Source organism: Amycolatopsis sp. NPDC049868 (assembly GCF_044461365.1).
Lineage (GTDB): Bacteria > Actinomycetota > Actinomycetes > Mycobacteriales > Pseudonocardiaceae > Amycolatopsis.
The window spans coordinates 158,368-177,508 of record NZ_JBITKV010000018.1; the positions used below are offsets into that span (position 1 = coordinate 158,368).

The window sequence follows — 19,141 nt, forward strand, 5'->3', positions numbered from 1 at the left end:
GCGCGGAGCTCTTACCACGTGACGATGAGCTTGTGTGGTCCACGCAGTACGCCTCCTTTTTTGAATTCGACGGGTTCGGCGAGTTGTAGTCCGGGGAATCGGCGGAGCAGGGTGCCGAGTCCTATTTGGAGTTGTGTCCGGGCGAGTTGGGCGCCGGGGCAGTAGTGGCTTCCGTGTCCGAACGCGAGGTGTTGGCTGGCTGTTTCGCGGCGGAGGTCGAGTTCGTCGGGGTGTTCGAAGGCTGACTCGTCGCGGTTCGCCGAGATGAGGGAGGCGAGCACCGCCTGGCCCTTTTTCACTGGGACGCTGGCGACTTGGACGTCTTCGGTGGCAACGCGCGTCTGCCCGGCACCAGTGAACAGCGGAACGAACCGTAGTAGTTCTTCGATCGCAGCAGGGAGTTGCTCAGGGTTCTCGCGCAGTTGTGCCATCGCCTCGGGGCGATCGAGCAGGGTCACGATGATGTTGCTCAGCTGGTGCAAGATGGTCTGGTGGCCGCCGCTCAGCATCGTCATCCCGAAGATGACGACTTCCTGGTCGGTGAGCATGTCGCCGTCGTCGCGGGCTGCTGCGAGTGTGCCGAGCAGGTCGTCGGTGGGTGTCGCGCGTCGTTGTGTCACCAGTTCGGCGATGTAGCTGCTCAGCTTCGCCATACCGTCCGCGGCCTCCTCCGGCGTGTGCCCGCCGACCGTGCTGGTCGCTTCGGCCCACTGCTGGAAGTCGGTGCGGTCCTCGAGCGGTATCCCGAGCAGTTCGCATATCACCGTTTGCGGTAGCGGTGCGGTGAAGCCCGCGACGAGATCACCGGGGTTGTCCAGGTGGTCCAGCAGGTCGTCGGCGATCTCTTGGATCCGGGGCCGCAGAGCAGCGGCCCGCCGTCCGGTGAACGCGTGAAACGTCAGGCGCCGCAACCGTGCGAGATCAGCGCCGTCCGTGGCGGCGATCGACCCCACTGGCGCGAAGTTGCTCATCATTCTCGGCACGTCGTCCCGCGCCGCAAGCGCGTTGCTGAATCGGGGGTCGCTATAGACGAACATGGCCGCTTGGTAAGTCGTGATGAGCCAGCCTTCGCCGCCGTGGGGGAATTTCACCCATGTGATCGGTTCTTCGCGTCGTAATCGAGCGTAGGCCGGATCGAGAGCCAGCCCCTCGGGTTCGGAGAACGGATAAGCCGGTACAGTAACTGGCATGTGAATCTCCAATCGCGACACGACCGATTACCAGTGTTGCGTCGGTGGCCTCTCGGTCGCTGAATACGTCAGGTCGATGCTCTTACCACGTGACGACGAGCTTACGGGGGCCGCGTTGTGTGCCTCCCTTTTTGAATTCGACGGGTTCGGCAAGTCGAAGTTCGGGAAAACGCCGTAACAAGGTGCCAAGTCCTACCTGCAGCTGCATCCGGCCGAGCTGGGCGCCGGGGCAATAGTGGCTCCCGTAGCCGAATGCCAGATGCTGCCCCGCCTCGCGGGCGAGATCGAGTTCGTCAGGCTGTTCGAAAACCGACTCGTCGCGGTTCGCCGAGGTGAGGGAGACGAGCACTGCCTGACCCTTTTTCACTGTGACGTCGCCGACCCGAACATCTTCGGTGGCGACGCGAGTCTGGCCGGTACCGGTGAGCAGAGGGACAAGTCGCAGTAGTTCTTCGATCGCCCCGGGGAGTAGTTCGGGTTCGTCGCGCAGTTGTGCCATCGCTTCGGGGCGGTCGAGCAGGGTCACGATGATGTTACCCAGTTGGTTCGTGGGCGACTGGAGGCCGGCAACCAGCATCGTCATTTGGAAGATGACGATTTCGTGGTCGGTGAGCATGTCGCCGTCGTCGCGGGCGGCCACGAGTGCGCCGAGCAGGTCGTCGGTGGGTGTCGCGCGTCGTTGTGTCACCAGTTCGGCGATGTATCCGCCGAGCTTCGCCATGCCTTCCGCGGCCTCGCCCGGCGTGTATTTGTCGACCGTGAGGGCCATTTCGGCCCACAGGCGGAAGTTGTCGCGTTCCTCGAACGGCACGCCGAGCAGCTCACACGTCACCGTGAGCGTGAGCGGTGAGGTGAAGCTTGTGACGAGATCGTCGGGGTTGTCCAGGTGGTCCAGCAGGTCGTCGGCGATCTCTTGGGCCCGGGGCCGCAGTTCCTCGACCCGCCGCGGGGTGAACGCATGGAACGTCAGGCGCCGCAAGCGTGCGAGATCAGCGCCGTCCGTGGAGGCGATCGACCCCGGTGGTGGGACGTTGCTCAACATCCTCGGTATGTCGTCCCGCGCACCCAGCGCCTTGCTGAATCTGGGGTCACCGTAGACGAATTTCGCCTGCTTGTAGGTGGTGACGAGCCAGCCCTCGCCGCCATAGGGATACTTCACCCAGGTGACCGGTTCTTCGCGTCGTAATCGGGAGTAGGTCGGATCAAGTGTCAGGCCCTCGGGTTCGGAGAATGGATAAGTCGGCGCGGAACTTGACATGTGAAGCTCCAATCACGAGACGGGGCTGACAATGGGTTCGCTCCTGATGGTAATTCGGGCGGTGGAGTGTTCACCACGTCACGACGAGCTTACGTGGACCTCGATGCGGGCTTCCCTTTTTGAATTCGACGGGTTCGGCGAGTTGTAGTCCGGGGAATCGGCGGAGCAGGGTGCCGAGTCCTACTTGGAGTTGTGTCCGGGCGAGTTGGGCGCCGGGACAGTAATGGCTTCCGTGCCCGAACGCCAGGTGATGTGCGTCCTCGCGGTGCAGATCAAGCTCGTCGGGTTGCTCGAAGGCTGACTCGTCGCGGTTCGCCGAGGTGAGGGAGACGAGCACCGCGTCGTCCTTTTTCACCGTGACATTGCCGACCCGAACGTCCTCGGTGGCGACGCGCGTCAGCGCGGCACCCGAGAGCAGCGGGACGAACCGCAGCAATTCCTCGATCGCCCCGGGGAGTAATTCGGGTTCGTCGCGCAGTTGTGCCATCGCTTCGGGGCGGTCGAGCAGGGTCACGATGATGTTGCCCAGCTGGTTGGTGATCGTCTGGTGGCCGCCGATCAGCATCGCCATCCCGAAGCTGACGATTTCCTGGTCGGTGAGCATGTCGCCGTCGTCGCGGGCGGCCACGAGTGCGCCGAGCAGGTCGTCGGTGGGTTTCGCTCGTCGTTGTGCCACGAGATCGGTGACGTAGCCGGCAAGCTTCGCCATGCCATCGGCGGCCTCCTCCGGCGTATGCCCGCCGACCGATGCGCTGATTTCGGCCCATTGCTGGAAGTCGGCGCGGTCCTCGAACGGCACACCGAGCAGTTCGCACATCACCGTCACCGGCAGCGACGAGTTGAAGCTCGGGACGAGATCGTCGGGGTTGTCCAGGTGGTCCAGCAGGTCGTCGGTGATCTCCTGGATCCGTGGCCGCAGTTCCTCAGCCCGTCGTCCGGTGAACGCGTAGAACGTCAAACGCCGCAACCGCGCGTGATCGGCGCCGTCGGTGGCAGCGATCGACCTCGACGGCGAGGCGTTGCTCAACATCCTTGGTACGTCTCGCCCCGCCTGTGCCTTGCTGAATCTGGGGTCGCCGTAGACGAACCTGGCTTCCTTGTAGGTGGTGACGAGCCAGCCTTCCCCGCCGTGGGGGAACTTCACCCAGGTGACCGGCTCATCGCGCCGCAGCCGGGTGTAGGCCGGATCAAGTGTCAGGCCCTCGGGCTCGGAGAACGGATAGGTCGGCGCGGTGCCTGACATATGAGACTCCAATCGCGATCTCGGCTACCCGGCGAGAAAGGTACTGCCGTTCGCAGCCGGCTGAAATATGTATGTTGCGGTGCTGAAGCATCGTGCCGTGGCCGTCACCATGCGACGACGAGCTTGCGTGGTCCGCGTTGTGTGCCTCCCTTTTTGAATTCGACAGGTTCAGCAAGTTTTAGTCCGGGGAATCGCTGTAGCAGGGTGCCGAGTCCTATTTGGAGTTGTGTCCGGGCGAGTTGGGCGCCAGGACAGTAGTGGATTCCGTGTCCGAACGCCAGGTGGTGGCCGGTCTCGCGGTGCAGGTCGAGTTCGCTGGGGCGTTCGAATACCGAATTGTCGCGGTTTGCGGAGTTGAGGGAGACGAGCACTGCTTGGCCCTTTTTCACGGTGACGTTGGCGACCTGAACGTCCTCAGTGGCGATATGCGGCTGCTCGGCACCGGAGTGCAGCGGGACGAACCGTAGTAGTTCTTCGATCGCCCCGGGGAGTAGTTCGGGTTCGTTGCGGAGTTGTGCCATCGTTTCGGGGCGGTCGAGCAGGGTCACGATGATGTTGCCTAGTTGGTTCGCTGTCGTCTCTTGACCGGCGATCAGCATCGTGATTCCGAACATGACGAGTTCCTGGTCGGTGAGCATGTCGCCGTCGTCGCGGGCGGCCACGAGTGTGCCAAGCAGGTCGTTGGTGGGTGTCGCGCGTCGTTGTGCCACCAGATCGGTGACGTAGCCGAACAGCTTTGACAGGCCGTCCGCGGCCTCCTCCGGCGTGTTTCTACCAACAGTGAGAGCGATTTCGGCCCACCTCTGGAAGTCGGTCCGGTCCTCGACCGGTACCCCGAGCAGTTCGCATATCACCGTTTGCGGTAGCGGTGCGGTGAAGCCCGCGACGAGATCACCGGGGTTGTCCAGGCGGTCCAGCAGGTCGTCGGCGATCTTTTGAGTCCGGGGCCGCAAGGCCGCGGCCCGCCGCGGGGTGAAGGCGTGAAACGTCAGGCGTCGCAACCGCGCGTGGTCAGTGCCGTCCAGGGTGAAGATCGACCCTGCGGGCAGTATGTTGCTCGTCATCCTTGGTACGTCCCGGCCACCCGTCAGTGCTTTGCTGAATCTGGGGTCGCCGTAGACGAATTTCGCTTCCTTGTAGGTGGTGACGAGCCACCCATCGCCACCATGGGGGTACTTCACCCAAGTGACCGGTTCTTCGCGGCGTAATCGGGCGTAGGCCGGATCAAGCGCCAGACCTTCGGGTTCGGAGAACGGGTAATTCGGAGCAGAGCCTGACACGTGAGAGTCCAATCACGACAAGGGGCTGACAATCGTTCTTGTTCTCGAAACCAACTCTGGCAATGGAGTCATGACGACTCCCTGGCGTTCACGACGGCTGACAAAGCCCATAAGGGAAAGACACTGTTGTGCGGAGCGGCATATCGCGGCATCGCGCCCGGTATGCGTTGGTCCGGCCAGTCTCCATCGGGTTGCTGAGTTCGCAGCAGGAATGCGGTTGCGTTGCGTACGGCCGGCGAGGTGGCTCGGCCGGCGTTGACCAGGGCGAGCAATGCCCAGGAAGTCACGGCGGCCTGGCTTGTCGCCGCGTGGATGTAGTGATGGTGACCGGAGTCGTCGATCGTTTCGCCCCAGCCGCCGTCGGCGCGCTGGTGGGCCAGCAGGAACTCACAGGCCCGGTCCGCGGCGGTGGTGGCACGCGGATCGCGGGATTCGAACAGACCGCGGACGCCGAGCCAAGTGCCGTAAGTGAAGTACGCACTCCAGAGACCTGCCCAGGAACCGTCGGCACGCTGGGTGCGCAGAAGGTATTCCTCGCCCTGCGCGATCGCGCGGCCGAGCGCTCCCAGGTACCGGCATTCGGGGTGCCGCGCGCGGTAGCTCCGTAGTGCCGTTGTACATGAGGACGTGGCCTCGACGGTGGAGCTGTCGAGCACGAAGTTGTCGAGGACGTTCGAGGAATCGAGCTTTTCCAGCCACGCCGGTCCTTCGGCCGACACACACCTGGGCCAGCCGCCATCAGGGTTCTGCGTTGACAGCAGGAGGTCGATGATTCCCGGGCTGTGTTGAAACGTGTTCTCGGCCGCGATGCCCTGTACGTCCAGTACCAGGATCGCTTTGAGGGCTTCCGCCGTCTCATCGGTGTTGCCGCGGCTGCGGTGCTCCGGACGGTGCTGATCGCACACCAGGAAGCCGGATGTGTCCAGGAGGGTCTGCCGCGCACCTGGGTGGCGAGACTCCACCAGCGCCTGGACCGTGAAGGACGTGTCTCTGGACTCGAAGGGCTTGATGCCGTTGGGCTCGTCCCACCCGAGCCGTTTGATGTGTGCCGTGATCTCCTCACCGCCTGGCCTTGCGAAATGCCAGACGAGGGTGTCGAGCGCGGTGGGGATCAGGTCGTGACCCACGTGGTTCGAGGAGCGGTTCTCGTGCTCGATGAGATCGAGCGCTGTCGCCATGGCCCGCTCCCGCAGCGTGCGGGAGGGGTGCGCCTCATAAGTGGCGCAGACGGCCTTGAGCACCCAAGACCGCGACCGGCCGGTGGAGCCCCAGTCGACGTCCTGGTAAGGCGTGGTGTACAGCTCCTCGCGCAGCTCGCGGAGTACCGCGTTGTCCTCGATCACGGCACGGCGCGCGCAGAGCCAGCTCATGGACGCCAGCACCGGGCGCGGGCAGCGCCACATGCGGTCGGGATGCATGGGCAGCCACCGCGGCAAGAGCCACATCTCCGGAATGAACGAGCAGGATAGCCTTTTCCAGTCGCATGCTCCGAGCACGGCCAGGAAAATATTGCCCCAGGGCGGCATGACGAGCGCGCCACCGTGCCGCAGGAACCAGGCGCGACCACGGCGCAGGCGTGGCTCGTTCGCGGCTACGCCCAGCAACCGCAAGGCGGCGTAGCACAGCACGGACACTGGTACCACGCTGGACGACCCGACGCCGTGGCCCCAGCCGCCATCAGGGTTCTGGCAGGCGCGCAATTGCTGTTCCAGGTGCGCACACGCCGTGTCGTCGGGCATCGCACCGACTGCGTAGCAGGTGATGACATGCAGGGCAAGGGAAACGGGCATACTGCCGTAGTCGGCGGGCCAGGAACCGGACGGTGCCTGGGTCTTGGCCAACAGGGTTACTGTCGCCGCGATAGCCTCGTCGATCGATCGTCCCTCCGTGACGGCCGATGATTCGAACGCACTGTGCGGCGGAAGTGGGCGCGGCAATGGCCGCCGGAGCACATTCACCAGCGTTCCGAGCACGACAGGTCGCGCCGCACACACACTGGTCGTCACCAGCGCGGCGTGCACAGCCCGGCGGCTGATCTTCACCGAGCTAGCGCCGAAACCATCTTTGTCGGCCCACAACTTCCGCAGTGTGAGAACAGCCATCAGCAGAGGCGCCACACAGAACCGCCGAATCCCGACTTCGGAGGTGGGCAGGGACTCGAGGTAGGCGAGGGCCTCGAGCAGCTCCCGATGGGTGGCCGCGATCATCCGCCGCAACACCCCACGTGCCTGCGTGGCCAAGGCCGGATCTCTCAGCTGATCGGGACTGTCGATGCCACAGTCGGCGAGCACACTGCGGGGTAACCAGCACAGGCCGGAGTCCAGATCCACCCGAACGTCCTTGACGATGTTGGTCAGCTGCAACACCCGCCCGAACGCGGCCGCGCGAGGCTCGAGCTCGGGCAGGACCGCCGCCACAGCCCCCGAATGCCACGCGAACAGCCCGGTGAGCATCGTTCCCACGGTGCCTGCGACGATGTCGCAGTAACCGAGCACCTCGTCCAGATCCTCCAGACCACACGAGCGATCCGGCCGGCGCAGCACCGTCTCCGCCATACCTGAGGTCATGTCCCGCACACAAGCCTGGACCAGCTTACGCACCGCACGCGGCCGACCGGCGAGATCGTCCAGTAACACGGGCAGACCGGCCACCAGTCGCACTTGGTCCGTGGCAGTGCCGTCATCGAGCAGACGGCACGCGCGCTCGGCCCAGGTGGCGGAGCCGCCCTGCCAGTCTTCCGGCAGTGCCACAAGCGAGCTGAGTTCGGTCAGCAGGTCGACACGGACGGCCGCCGGAATGGCGGCCTCGTCCTCGACGGTGTCAGCCACCCTGCACAACAGGTACGCCATCGCGACGATATCCCCCAACGGCGCCGGCAGCATCGGAACGTTGAGCGCGAAGGTCCGCGACGTCAGGGGCAGCATTTCCCGGCAAAACGCCACAGAGTCATGCGGAGGAGGTTCAGACTGTGGGCCGAGATCAGTCGTGTCATGATCGGTTACATCGGCGTTTGACCTGTTCGAAGAGGGTTTACGTCGTACCAACTTGAGGGCCACGAAACCCAACCTTCCCATCCTGCCGGCCAGCTGAACCCCGACTAGCATTAGCACGGAAAGCCGAGTAGTCGACAGTTGCGTTGGCTGCACCTAATCCTAAGTTCATGGACGTGCGGATGGCTGCTGCACTGGTGGCCATATTAATTGTCAAACCAATTTTACTTTCGGCTATCTAGCTGTTGCCATGAGTGGTTGGCCCGTTACCGTCGGATGATGATGAGCCATTCCCAGCACTCCGATTCGGCCGATGATCTCGGCTGATGTCCTGGTCGCCGGTGCCGGACCCGCCGGCTGTGCGGCCGCCTTGGCCTTGGCGCAGTCTGGAGAAAACGTCATGCTGGCAGGGTTGCGAGGATCCCCGGACCGTGGTCTGTCCGGCGAGTGGTTGCACCCGGCAGGGGTGGCAGTCCTGCGACGACTGGGTGTCGACCTGTGCGGCGTCGGTTTCACTGAGAACAACGGTTTCGTGGTTCACCCAGGCTCGGATCATGCCCCGATAAGATTGCCGTACGCGCACGGTACGGCCGTGAGCATGAGCCATTATTTCCTCGTCGACCGGATGCGCGACGCGGCCGCTGCACACCCCGGTATCACCCCGTCGTTCGATGAGCGGGTCACCGAAGTGGTGGAGAATGGATCCGCTGTCACGACAGCGGAAACGTACCGTGCAGGTTTGCTGGTCGGCGCGGACGGTCGTACCTCGCTGGTGCGCCGTACGTTGTGCCCGGGCGAGTCGCCTGGTGCGAAGCTGTCGTCCACCGCCGGGTTCGAACTGGTCGGGGTGGCACTGCCGAACGAGGGATACGGCCACATCTTCCTGGGTGGCCCCGGACCTGTGCTGGCTTACCGGATCGGCCCGGACACCATCCGCCTTTCCCTGGACGTCGCACCGGGTCGGATGTCGCCGCCGGAGACGCTACGCCACCTGCGGCGCTATGCCTCGGCGCTCCCTGGTGAACTCCGCGTCGCCTTCCTCGAAGCGACCTCCCATCGGCCACGCATGCGCTGGGCGGCCAACCGATTCCGCCGCAGGCGGTTCTATGGACACGGCCGCCTCGCCCTCGTCGGCGACGCCGTCGGTTTCGAGCACCCACTCGCCGCACACGGGATGACCACAGCGATCCTGGACGCCGAATGCCTCGCCCGGCGCGGCGACATCGACTCCTACGCCAGGGAACGCCGAGCCCGGTCCTGGGCGTCTGAACGGCTCGGCATCGCCCTGCACCGTGTCCTGACCGACGACGCGTCGGTCGTCATGCGGGAAGCTCTGTTCCACCTGTGGCGGCACAATGCGACCGAACGCGACCGCATGATGCGCCTGCTCGCCGTCCAGGAGGACACCCGCACGGAACTCGGCCTCGCCGTGGCGCACATCGCCGGTTCCGCACTGTCGCACCTCAACGGAGGTGGTTTGCGGCGGGCTCGCACCATCCTCGACCTCGTCAACTGGCTGCGCTGGCTGGGCAGCCCCAATGCCGGATCTCGATGTTTCCAAAAGGCGAAATGTTCGGAGGCGCAGTGAGTTCCTGTCAGATGGTCAAAGTCGACGCGAACAAGTGCATCAGGTCCGGAATGTGTGCGTCGACGACTCCGGACCTGTTCGAACTCGACGAGAACAGCAAGAGTCGCCCGAAGAACGGCGGCCGTGTCCCGGCGGAGCTGGCTGATATCGCTCAAGACGTCGTCGATTTCTGTCCGGCGGAAGCGATATCCATTTCGCCGGCCGAATAGGCGCTCCTCAGGCCGCAACCGGAAAATCGAAGATATTTCTCGCGCCGACACCGCGCTTGCCTCCTTGGCTCGCGGATTGGAGTAGTCATGACAGCGATTCCGGCCGCGCCGCCCCGGTTGGTGGGGGCGCTGCCACTGGTCGGGCACGCCCTGGAATTCCTCCGTGACCCGACAGCGTTGCTGACCCGCGGTCAGCTCGCCCATGGAAACGTCTACTCGTTGCGACTGGGCAGACGCGACGCCGTCGTGCTGCTCGGTCCGGAGCACAGCCGGTTCGTCTTCACGGAAACCGACCGGAGGCTGTCCTTCAAGGACGCCTACCCCTTCGTGATGCGGATGTTCGATCCGGAATTCTACTTCTTCGCCGACGATGAGGAGTACCAGCGGCAGCGAAGCATCGTACTGCCAAGGTTCCAGGGAAGACAGCTGGACGATTACGTGCGGCTGATGTCGGACGAGGTCCAGGAGTTCATGCACGGCATGGGTGAGAGCGGGGAGTTCGATCTCCCCAAGGTGTTCGGGCCCATGGTCATGCGGATCGCCGCCACGACCCTGTTCGGCGAACGGTTCGCGGCTCAGCTCGGCGAGGGGGAGTTCGCACTCTTCCGCCAATTCTCGGCCGGAATCAACGGTGTCCTTCCGCAATGGCTGCCAGCGCCGAGCCTGCTGCGTGGAATCGCCGCCAGGAAGCGACTCCACACGATGCTCGCCGGATTCCTGGCCCAACGCCGAAACGAACCCGTGCGGCCGCCGGACTTCTTCCAGACTTTGGCCGAAGCGCGATATTCCGATGGATCACCTGTCCCCGACAAGATCCTTATCAACATGCTGATCTTCCTGACGTGGTCGGGACACGAGACGACCACGGGGCATCTCTGCTGGGGGTTGGTGGATCTGTTGCAGCACCCGGCGGAATCGAACAGAATCGTGGCGGAGCAGCGCGAGGTGCTCGGATCCGCCGTGCCGCGGACGCTGAAGCAGGTCGACCTGATGAAACACCTCGACAATGCCCTGCACGAGACTGAACGACTCCGTCCTGTCGTGTTCACGATGCTCCGTCGCGCCAGCGAGGACATCGAGTATGGCGGCCACTTGATTCCGCGCGGATCCTTGGTCCTAGTCTCACCGTGGGTCACCCACCGCCTTCCTGACGTGTTCACCGAGCCGGATCGCTACCGCCCCGACCGGTTCCGGGAAAATCCGAAGGCCAAGACCAACCTGATCGGATTCGGCGGCGGAATCCACCGATGCCTGGGGCAGCATTTCGCCTACCTGGAGATGAAGGTGGTGCTCAGCATGTTGTTGTGCGCCTACGAGTTCGAGTTGCTCGACCAGGTGCCTCGCCCCGTAAAGGGCGCGAAGACCAAGTGGCCCGCGAGCCCGTGCCGAGTCCGCTACACCAGACGGGACGGGACCCGACCGGACGCACGTTTTCGGGAGCGCTGACATGTCCCGGATCGCGGTGGAGGCGGCCGTGGAACACCTGCTCGCACTCCAGCATCACGATGGTCGCTGGGAAGGCGAGATGGTGTGGAACACGATGCTGCTCTCGCAGTACGTGCTCACCCATCGGATGCTGCGAGCCTGGCCACTGTCCGATGAGGACGCGAGCGCGATACGCAGACACTACGAGGCGACAAGGCTGACGGATGGTTCCTGGCCGAGCCACTCCGACGGTCCCGGGTCGGTCTACATCACGACGCTCGCGTACGTGACGCTGCGGGTCATGGGGGTACCACCGGACGATCCGCTTATCAGTACGGCTCGCTCGTGGCTCCACGCGCGACCCGAGGGCGTGCTGGGCATCCCGACCTGGGGGCGGATCTGGCTGGCGATGCTCGGGCTGTACGGCTACGAAGGAGTCGCTCCTGTGCCACCGGAGCTCATCCTGTTGCCGCGCCGCTTTCCGCTGCACCCCCATCAGCTCTATTGCCATACGCGGTATGTCTACCTGGGGCTTGCGTACCTGTACGGGCAGCGAACCCGGTTCGACCTCCCGCCCTCGTTCGTCGGCCAGCTGCGCGACGAGCTCTACGACCGCCCGTACGACGAGATCGACTTCGCCGGCGCGCGTGGCAGGAGTGCCGGACCGGACGTTGTCGTCGCGCCGAATCCGGTGCTGCGCGTGGTTCAGCGAGCCCTGGCGCACTACGAGGATCGACATGTCACCCGGCTTAGGCGACTCGCGCTGCGCCGGTGCGCCGCAGGATTGCGCCGCGAGCTCGCCGCGTCGGGTGGACACGGGCTGTCTCCGGTCAACGCGCTGCTCGCCTGTCTGGTGATGGCCGCGGATGGGTCGGACGAGGTGTCCGTACACGCCGCACTGCGTCAGGTCGACGTGTGGCGATGGCAGGACAAGGCCGAAGGGTTGCGCATCGTCGGCGCCCGTTCCTCGGCGTGGGACACCACGTTCGCTATGCGTGCGTTGCTCAGCGCACCGGCCTCGCCGACCGTGACTTCCGCGCTGGCCCGTGCCTACCGGTGGTTGTGCGACGCACAAGAGACCGGCGAGCTGCCGGAGGCGACTCGTGACGGTCGCGACGCTGTCCTCGGCGGCTGGTGCTTCTCGGACGGTGCACACCGCTGGCCGGTCGCGGACTGCACCGCGGAGGCCCTGTCGGCCGTTCTGCTGACGCACGACCGGCACGACCTGCTTGACATGATCGGCCACCGGCTACCGACCGACCGACTGATCGAGGCCGTGGAGTTCATCCTGCGCAGGCAGAATGGCGATGGAGGGTTCAGTACCTACGAACGGCGACGGGCACCCACCGGTGTGGAGATGGTGAACCCATCGGAGATGTTCATCAACTGTATGACCGATCGCTCCCATGTCGAGTGCACGGCATCATGCGTCGCCGCGCTGGCCAGATTCGCCGGCCGACACCCGGGCCACGCCCAGCGCCGGATCTCTACGGCTATCAGGCGAGGGGTCGCCTTCATCCGCTCGCGGCAACTCAAGGACGGAAGTTACCCGGCCGCGTGGGGCATCCATTTCACCTATTCATCGTTCTTCGTCGTCGAGGCGCTGACGACCGCCGGGGTGGACCGAACCGATCAGGCCGTGGCCGGCGCCCTCACCTGGCTGTCAGCACACCAGAAGCGCGACGGCGGATGGGGTGAGCACCACTCGAGTTGCCTGACCGGGACCTACGTGGAGCATCCGGAGAGCCAGGCAGCGATGACCGCTTGGTCCTTGCTGGCGCTAGTACGGCACGGGGCGAGTGAAGCCGTTGATCGTGGAATGGAGCGCCTCATCACGATGCAGGATCCCGCGACCGGTGGATGGCGTGACGAGGCGGCGTCCGGCGTGTTCTTCGGCAGCGCCGTACTGGACTACCGGCTGTACAAGGACATCTTCCCGCTGTGGGCACTCGCCGAGGCGTCCCGATGGGACGGGAAGGCCGAAATTTCTCGCTCTGTGATTTCCCAGAGGACTGAACCGAGAGGAGATCGTCGATGACAGAATTGGCCACACCATTCGACGCGGATCCAGCGCAGGCGCACGAGGTGCTAGGTGCGCTGCGCGAGGCCGGGCCGATCCATCGGATCACGTTGCCCAACGGCGTTGCTGCCTGGTTGGTGACACGATATGAGGAATCGCGAGCCGTGCTCGCCGACCCGAGGCTGTTCTCCGGCATCTCCACCGACTACATCGACTCCGGCTCGCTCGCGCCGGACGTCCGCTCAGCGGTGTACAGCCACATGATGCACTCCGATCCGGTCGAACACGCCAGGCTGCGAAAACTGGTGGCCAAGGTGTTCACCACGCGCCGGGTGGAGAACCTGCGACCACGGGCTGAGGCGATCATCGACGATCTGCTGGACGGGGTGACCGATCGTACCGGTTTCGACCTGGTCACCGAGGTCGCGGAGCCGCTGCCGATGCAGGTCATCTGTGAACTGTTGGGGATACCTCTCGAGGACCGTGAACCCTTCCCGAAGTGGACGACCGCCTTCGTGGCCGCGTCGCTTCTGCCCGAGTACCCGGTCGAGGACATCACCGCCTTCGTCACGTACTTCCGCCGGTTGGTCGCGCACAAGCGATCCCACCCCGACAACGCCCTGCTGTCCGGGCTGATCGCGGCCCGGGATGACGACGACCGGCTCACCGAGGACGAGTTGATCTCGACCGCCGTCATCCTCCTGGGCGCGGGGTGGCGGGGCACAGCCAACCTGATCAGCACTGGCATGTGCACGCTGCTTGACCGTCCGCAGGTCGCCGACCGTCTCCGCGCCGATCCGGAGGCACTGCCGGCCGCGGTGGAGGAACTGCTTCGCTACGACGGTCCGGCCTTGGCCGCGATGCCCAGGTACGTAACCGAACCCGTGGAGATCGGAGGCTGCAGGCTCGCCGCCGGCGAGCTGGTCGTGGTCTCGTTCCTGGCCGCCAACCGGGACGAGAATGTCGTACCCGAGCCGGAATCGTTCTGCCCCACCCGGCCGACAGGACCGCATCTTGCTTTCGGGCACGGAATCCACCACTGCCTCGGCGCGCCGCTGGCCCGGCTGGTGGCTCAGATCGCGATCGGCGCGTTGCTACGCCGCTTTCCCACTCTGCGCCTCGCCGTTCCTCCTGACGAGCTCATCTGGAAGCTGGATGTCTTCTCTCGCGGCCTGAAGGCACTCCCCGTAACGGCCATGGAGTGATGGGCATGACTTCCACGACTTCGATACCGGGTCCGATCGAGGGGAGATCAGACCGACGCAGGACTGTTCAAGAGACGCTGGCCGATTGCCGGGAGGTGGTGTCGTCGGCGTTGCGGGCGGCTGTGGACACACTCCCGGAGTCGCTGTGCGCCGTCGCCGGCTATCACTTCGGCTGGCTGGACCAGCGCGGTCGGCCTGCTGAGGCCGACTGCGGCAAGTTGCTCCGTCCGGCACTGGTGTTGTCGTCGGCCGAGGCCGTCGGAGGCCAGGCCGAGGCCGTGGTCCCGGCTGCGACCGCGGTGGAGTTGGTGCACGCCTTTTCCCTGCTGCACGACGACGTGATGGACGGCGATCGGCAGCGACGGCACCGGCCCACGGTGTGGGCAGCATTCGGGGTGCCGACAGCGGTGCTGGCCGGGGATGCGCTGTTGGCACTCGCTCTGCGGGTACTGGCCGAGTCCGGACACTCTGGAGCGAGTGCGAGCCTGGCGGCCCTTTCCGAGGCGGTGGCCGAGCTGATCTCCGGGCAGAGCGCGGACATGGATTTCGAGACTCGCGGGCACGTCGCCGTGGACGAGTGCGAGGTGATGGCAGCGGGCAAGACAGGGGCGCTGCTGGGCTGCGCCAGTGCGATGGGTGCGCAACTCGGCGGTGGCAATCGTCGGCAAGTGGAGTGCCTGCGGGAGTTCGGCGAGCAGATGGGCATGGCCTTTCAGCTCGTGGACGACCTGCTGGGAATAGGCGGAGATCACCGTGTCACGGGAAAGTCGGTCGGGGCGGATCTGGCCCGGCGCAAGAAGTCGTTGCCGGTGGTATTCGCCCTGTCGTCCGGCACTGCGGCCAGCGCGGAGCTGGCCCGGTTGTACCGGCTGGAGCGGCCGATGACCGCCTCGGAGGTCATCAGCGCCGCGACAGCTGTGGAGGCGGCCGGCGGCATGGATTGGGCACGGAGAGAGGCTGATCGGCGCATGACCGAGGCGCTGTCGCGGCTGCGCGATGCCGATCTGGCGCCTGGGCCGGTGGCCGACCTGAAAGGGCTCGCCGACCTCATCGTTCACCGTGACCGCTGACCGGATGCCCGGTCCGCACCGGGCCTGGCGACTACGAACTCCCTGATCAGGAGCCACGAAAGACGGTAACCGGGGGAGTTGTGGTTGGCGATCATCACGCCGGTGCCCGCCAACAGTCCGACCACCTCGACTGCGCCGACGGTCACGCCGCCATCGTATCCGGTTCGGCTCTCATCGAGTTCAAGACGGTCCTGCGGCGCACTCGATACTGAGAAGGTCCGGGTATTCGATCTGCCGGCGGTGCCTCCTGGTCCGGACAGCCTGCTCGCCATGGCGGCAGTGTGCGCCACGTGCTCAACGAGTTGACCTGGGAGGTGCCCAGCGGAATTTGAACCCCTGACCTATTTAGAGCTTGTCTCATGTGGTGAGTTTGCGGAGTTTCTTGTGGCAGGTGAGGCTGGCTCCGAGGATGAGGAAGGCGAGGAAGTGTTCGGCTTTGCGTTCGTAGCGCAGGGTCAGGCGCCGGTATCCGGTGAACCAGGCGATGGTTCGTTCGATCACCCAGCGGTGTTGGCCGAGCTTGTCTGTGGATTCGATGCCTTTGCGGGCGATGCGGACCTTGATGCCGCGATCGCGGACCCAGCGCCGCAGGTCGGGCTGGTCGTAGGCCTTGTCGGCGTGCAGTTTGGCCGGCTTGCGACGCCGCGGACCGCGATGGGAGCGGGTCGCGGGGATCGCCATCACCAGCGGCCTGAGTGCATGGCTGTCGTGGGTGTTCGTGGCGGAGACCGCGACGGCGAGCGGCAGCCCTGCACGGTCGGACAGGACGTGGATTTTCGAGCCGGGCTTGCCGCGGTCGACCGGGCTGGGACCGGTCAGAGATCCCCATTCTTCGCGCGAACGGAGGCACCGTCCACGATCGCACGACTCCAGTCGAGCAAGCCATGGCTGCCCAGTTCGTCGAGCAGAGCACGATGGAGCTCGCGCCATAGCCCAGCCCCGGTCCACAGCGTGAAGCGACGATGTGCGGTCTGGAACGGCACCCCGAACGACGGCGGGAGATCCCGCCAAGCAAATCCGCTGGTCAACACGTACACGATCGAGGTGAAAACCTGCCGCGGATCCAACGGCGCGGTACCGCCGCCCTGCGGACGCGGCGTGAACGCAGGGATCAACGGCTCCACCAGTTCCCACAATTCATCCGGCACGAGACGCAACGACAACCGATCAACCACAACCAAGATCATGGCGCATCAGCCACTGATCGCCACGTAAGACACGCTCTTATTTAGGCGTGCGCATATCGCGGCAAATCATGCCTTTGCCAGGCGCCACTGCGGCAGCAGGAAGGATCGAAGCTCCTCCGGTCGCCCACCATACCTCTGAAATATCCTCAGGCCGATCTGCGAGTCGCCCGCCTCGGGCGTGTGGTACTGCTGCGGGCCGCCACCGTCTCACCGGTGGCCATCTCGGGCATCGTGGCGAGGTATGCTTGGTCCAACCCGAGCATCGCAAGCAAGACGGTGCGTTCCGCCTCGTCCCGCGCCATACGGTGGACGGTCTGCACAGCGCGGGCGCGCATGGCCTCATCCAGGGGACCTACAGGTCTGACTCCATCTCCGTTCCCGTCAAGCCTAAGTTTGAAAAGGGGAACCTTGGTGCGAGCTACGTTCTTCTTAGCCATTTGCACCTCTTGGCCAAAATGATGCGGTCCACGAAATGCGGTTCAGTGTGACACTTGTGAAAGCCTCAGCGCGACAAAAGGAGTCTTCCAGGCATCTCGATTTCCTCTTTGGGCATGCGTAGTGTTCGCCTGTGGCCGACACCGGGCTCGGTCGTCGACCGGCCGTGGTGCGCCGTGGGACGCGAACGTTTATCGTGGTGATGCGTGGCGCCCGCGAGCCGAGCGCCTGCCGACAGGGGAACGGCATGAATCCCGGCGGGGTGCACTCCGGGCGGCCAACCGCCCGGAGTGGCCGGTAGCAGCTCGGCGGGTCGTCGGGTGCCACGCTCTCATCGGCCGAGCTTGACGCCAAGGTGGCGAACCAGAGCAGGGCCGCAGGCGGCGACGGTTTCCCGACACGACGTCCGGCATGCGGTACCTCCTCCAGGGTGGGATCGATTCACCCCAACACGCAACAGCGGCCGAACAAGGGGTGATGAGCAAGCTCGGTAGCCCGTTGCGGCCTACTTGGCGGTAGCCTTGGCAGCGGTCGCGGGCTCCCTCCCTTCCCCTCAGGAGACCCGCGACCGCAACTGCCCATCCTGCCCTTTCGGTCTCGTGGGTTCACGGGCGGTTGAACGCGCCCAGCAGCCGCAGGGGCGACCCTTTCAGCCGCTACGGGTCGCGATTGCAGTTGTTGTCGAACGCGGTGCCGACGTGCTCATCGTTATCGCAGAAGTGACGATGCGAGCGGCATTTCGTGGCAGTTCCCTGCCGGAGTAGTCAACCCGGTGGACGTCCGGCGGTGGTCGCGGTTCGCGAAACGCTCGCGAAAACGGGAGTCCTGTGTGAGTACGTTCTGCCCGGGTACTGCGGGCGCTCAGCTCGGTTGGTGCACCATAGGCAGACGGAAATATCCGTCGCCTGGCGCTGCAGGAACGGCAGCGGCCGATTAACCGGCCGGGGCCTTCCGGCGGGAAGCGGACCGCTGCCGTTCCATCTCTTCAACGTGGCACCCGTGTGGGTTCTGCTGAAAGCCGCAAGCAGGAAGCCAAGCCGGGGTCATGCCTGCATCGACAGTTCAGCTGGGTGCCACGCATCAATCACTCTAAGCCATCGTGCGGTGTCAATGTGGGCAGACAATCTTGGGCAGAAACTCTCTGGACAATGGACCCAGACATCGCTATGGGGCCGGACTGCCATCCGGCTAAATGTTGTGCAGGACCGACGGCGTGCTCGACGTGCAGGCCCTCTGTCGAACCTGTTGTGCGCCTCTCAACGCAACGGTCTCTGCCGTTAGGCGTGGTCGGCCACGAGCTGGGTGGTCTTCGTCGGCACGTCCCCATGCGGGCCCGCTCAGCGCTGGCGGCGCCGCAACAGCCGCATGGTTTCCCGAGGATTTCGGCGTGGGTGCCGTGAAACGCCTCTTGGGGTGGGTGTTTCGGTGCCTAGGGTCCGGTTGGCGTGTATTCCGCCGCGGCGGGAAGGGATCGGACGACCTGAGATGGATGAACAGTTACAGCATCGCATAGGTGTGCCGGGGCGGCTACGGTTTGTTTGGGGCTCGGGCGAGGGATGTGGCGTTGCCGGTCGAGGTGTCGTTGGACGATGTGCGGTGCTCATGTCTTCGGTTCTCGGTGTCTCGTGTCTGTCGGGAGTAGCAGATGCGGGTCGCGGATATGCCGGGTCCAGGCACACTCATTCCCGCCGAGTTGCGGCAGACTTTGGGCGAAGCGCACCTCACTCGGTCCAGGGATCTGTCGCCGCCGATGACCTTCGGCAGTCAGTGGAACGTGGTCGTACAGTGCCTCTATAGCTAAGTGCCGAACGGTGGTGCGTGCCGAACCGTGGCGCCCGGCTCTGTACCTGTGTTGAGTCGGTGTGCGCGATTTACAGAGGCCATTCGAGACTGCCCTTTGCACGGTTTCCGAATCATATGGGTTTTTGTGGTGGTTTTGTCGAGGTGGAGAGGAGGTGTGTTGGTGTGGGGTATGAGCCTGTGCGTCTTCCTGCTGCTTTGCAGGGGTTTCTTGAGGTGACGGTGGGGATGAAGTGGCCGA

Annotated in this window: 13 protein-coding genes; 6 read left to right on the forward strand and 7 right to left on the reverse strand. The window is 64.8% G+C overall.

Annotated features, from left to right (window positions below):
• Positions 1-11: 11 nt before the first annotated feature.
• From ACIBTM_RS42015 to ACIBTM_RS42035, 5 genes are all read right to left on the reverse strand, one after another.
• Positions 12-1,211: a cytochrome P450 gene (locus ACIBTM_RS42015; RefSeq protein WP_395882711.1), complete on the reverse strand. Its 1,200-nt coding sequence runs from the start codon at positions 1,209-1,211 to the stop codon at positions 12-14.
• Positions 1,212-1,272: 61 nt separating this feature from the next.
• Positions 1,273-2,448 carry a cytochrome P450 gene (locus tag ACIBTM_RS42020; RefSeq protein WP_395882712.1) on the reverse strand — a complete coding sequence of 392 codons (1,176 nt, stop codon included), beginning with the start codon at positions 2,446-2,448 and terminating at the stop codon, positions 1,273-1,275.
• A gap of 70 nt (positions 2,449-2,518) precedes the next feature.
• Positions 2,519-3,691: a cytochrome P450 gene (locus ACIBTM_RS42025; RefSeq protein WP_395882713.1), complete on the reverse strand. Its 1,173-nt coding sequence runs from the start codon at positions 3,689-3,691 to the stop codon at positions 2,519-2,521.
• 104 nt (positions 3,692-3,795) lie between these two features.
• Entirely contained in the window at positions 3,796-4,971 is a 1,176-nt protein-coding gene (locus tag ACIBTM_RS42030; RefSeq protein ID WP_395882714.1) for a cytochrome P450, read from the reverse strand.
• A gap of 68 nt (positions 4,972-5,039) precedes the next feature.
• Positions 5,040-8,027, reverse strand: a complete 2,988-nt coding sequence (locus ACIBTM_RS42035) for a squalene/phytoene synthase family protein (RefSeq protein ID WP_395882715.1) — start codon at positions 8,025-8,027, stop codon at positions 5,040-5,042.
• A 247-nt stretch (positions 8,028-8,274) separates the two neighbouring features.
• Here ACIBTM_RS42035 and ACIBTM_RS42040 point away from each other — a divergent pair, with 247 nt between their 5' ends.
• From ACIBTM_RS42040 to ACIBTM_RS42065, 6 genes are all read left to right on the forward strand, one after another.
• The gene (locus ACIBTM_RS42040) at positions 8,275-9,549 is read left to right on the forward strand and encodes an FAD-dependent monooxygenase (protein ID WP_395882716.1); all 1,275 of its coding nucleotides are present in this window, start codon (positions 8,275-8,277) and stop codon (positions 9,547-9,549) included.
• An 11-nt stretch (positions 9,550-9,560) separates the two neighbouring features.
• Positions 9,561-9,758 (forward strand): ferredoxin, encoded by a 198-nt coding sequence (locus ACIBTM_RS42045; protein ID WP_395882717.1) that lies wholly within the window; start codon positions 9,561-9,563, stop codon positions 9,756-9,758.
• An 87-nt stretch (positions 9,759-9,845) separates the two neighbouring features.
• A complete protein-coding gene (locus ACIBTM_RS42050) occupies positions 9,846-11,204 on the forward strand; it encodes a cytochrome P450 (protein WP_395882718.1) in 1,359 nt (452 codons plus the stop codon).
• A 1-nt stretch (position 11,205) separates the two neighbouring features.
• Entirely contained in the window at positions 11,206-13,221 is a 2,016-nt protein-coding gene (locus ACIBTM_RS42055) for a prenyltransferase/squalene oxidase repeat-containing protein (RefSeq protein WP_395882719.1), read from the forward strand.
• Positions 13,218-14,408 carry a cytochrome P450 gene (locus ACIBTM_RS42060; RefSeq protein ID WP_395882720.1) on the forward strand — a complete coding sequence of 397 codons (1,191 nt, stop codon included), beginning with the start codon at positions 13,218-13,220 and terminating at the stop codon, positions 14,406-14,408. The genes ACIBTM_RS42055 and ACIBTM_RS42060 overlap by 4 nt, the downstream gene beginning before the upstream one ends.
• 5 nt (positions 14,409-14,413) lie before the next feature.
• Positions 14,414-15,478: a polyprenyl synthetase family protein gene (locus ACIBTM_RS42065; RefSeq protein WP_395882721.1), complete on the forward strand. Its 1,065-nt coding sequence runs from the start codon at positions 14,414-14,416 to the stop codon at positions 15,476-15,478.
• Here ACIBTM_RS42065 and ACIBTM_RS42070 read toward each other — a convergent pair.
• The gene (locus ACIBTM_RS42070) at positions 15,463-15,624 is read right to left on the reverse strand and encodes a hypothetical protein (RefSeq protein WP_395882722.1); all 162 of its coding nucleotides are present in this window, start codon (positions 15,622-15,624) and stop codon (positions 15,463-15,465) included. The two genes, ACIBTM_RS42065 and ACIBTM_RS42070, sit on opposite strands and share 16 nt — an antisense overlap.
• 211 nt (positions 15,625-15,835) lie before the next feature.
• A protein-coding gene (locus ACIBTM_RS42075) for an IS5 family transposase (protein ID WP_395882723.1) occupies positions 15,836-16,653 on the reverse strand; the annotation gives its coding sequence in 2 pieces (ribosomal slippage) (positions 15,836-16,305 and positions 16,305-16,653; 819 coding nt in all).
• Positions 16,654-19,141: the final 2,488 nt, after the last annotated feature.